The sequence below is a fragment of the Rhizobium album genome, from assembly GCF_003122325.1.
Lineage (GTDB): Bacteria > Pseudomonadota > Alphaproteobacteria > Rhizobiales > Rhizobiaceae > Metarhizobium > Metarhizobium album.
In genome coordinates this window covers 1-1,189 of sequence record NZ_QFBC01000057.1, presented here as the reverse complement: position 1 = coordinate 1,189, position 1,189 = coordinate 1, and the positions used below count along the sequence as shown (strand labels likewise).

Annotated in this window: 2 protein-coding genes; both read right to left on the bottom strand. The window is 60.6% G+C overall.

The features are described 5' to 3' along the window. Positions 1 to 30: 30 nt before the first annotated feature. Positions 31 to 867 carry a DNA cytosine methyltransferase gene (locus DEM27_RS33385; RefSeq protein WP_109462518.1) on the bottom strand — a complete coding sequence of 279 codons (837 nt, stop codon included), beginning with the start codon at positions 865 to 867 and terminating at the stop codon, positions 31 to 33. Further along, positions 864 to 1,189: hypothetical protein (locus DEM27_RS34330; RefSeq protein WP_165823745.1), on the bottom strand; the 326-nt coding region annotated here is incomplete at its 5' end. The genes DEM27_RS34330 and DEM27_RS33385, both read right to left, overlap by 4 nt.

Sequence of the window (1,189 nt, the reverse complement as noted above, 5' to 3'; positions counted from 1 at the left end):
TGTTCTTGGGGGAGGGGGTTTCAGGGTTCGTCATGCTGCGATCTCCATGTAGGCGCCGATCACTTCGGCCGCGACTTGCGGGACGATGGCATTGCCGTAGGCGCGCAGGCGTCCCATTCTGGCGGGAACCCCATCAACCAAGAGGCTAAGGCCGGGTTCAACGCGCCGGGTCTTCCCGTCTGCGCCGGTGGCCCATCCAGCCGAAGACCAAGACGGTTCGCGACTTGTGCCGTCCGAACCTCCTGTGGGAGTAGCCCCATCATCACTTCTGCTATCTGCTCCAAGCTTAGAGCGGACGAAGACGACTGCCCTGCCTTCGTCTTCGGGTTGAGCGCATTCGGGCTCGTGCGATTGACCCGGACGCGCGGTGTCGGCCACAAACCAAAGGCGATCTCTCCGGTGCGGCGCGTTGACGGCGCAAGCCGGAACAACTGTCGCCCCGCAGGAGTAGCCGATGCCTTCCAAGTCAGAATGCACTCCGTCGAGCCAATTTTGGCCAATCGCAGCCGCAACCTGCTCTCCCATGACGACATCGGGTCGGCGGGCACGGATGAGTTCGAAGAGCGTTGGCCAGAGGTGTCTTTCATCCGTCTGACCTTTGCGTCTGCCGGCTTCACTGAACGGCTGACAGGGGCATGAACCTGTCCAAAGAGGTCGGTCATCGTGCCATCCGGCGAGGCGGGCGGCGTATGACCATCCACCGATACCAGCGAAGAAATGGCATTGGGTATAGCCTTTGAGGTCGTCTGGCTGGACATCCACGATGCTCCTTTCGTCGACATCGCCAGGCGCGATGTGCCCGGCAGCAATAAGATTGCGCAGCCATTGCGCAGCGTAAGGGTCGATCTCGTTGTAATAGGCTGTCACGGCTCGGAGCCCTCCGCGGTGGTGGAGGCCATGGCGATTTCGACAAGCTGGTTCCACGCGCCAACGAGAATGCGAGCGGTCTGACGCGAGTTCGGGCTGTTTCCGGTGTTCGCGAGGACAATGGATGTGCCTGCCAGCGCGACATAGCTGATAGTCGTCTCTTCCGCTTCGATCTCATAGCCTTCGCGGGTCATGCGCAGCGTGTCGCGATAATCCTCGATGTGCTTTTCGTCCGACTGGCAAAAGGTCTGGCCCCATTCAACAAGGCCAACTTTCAGCAGACTTTCGATGACGTCGGCCGGCAGTTCGAAGCCCGTCATTT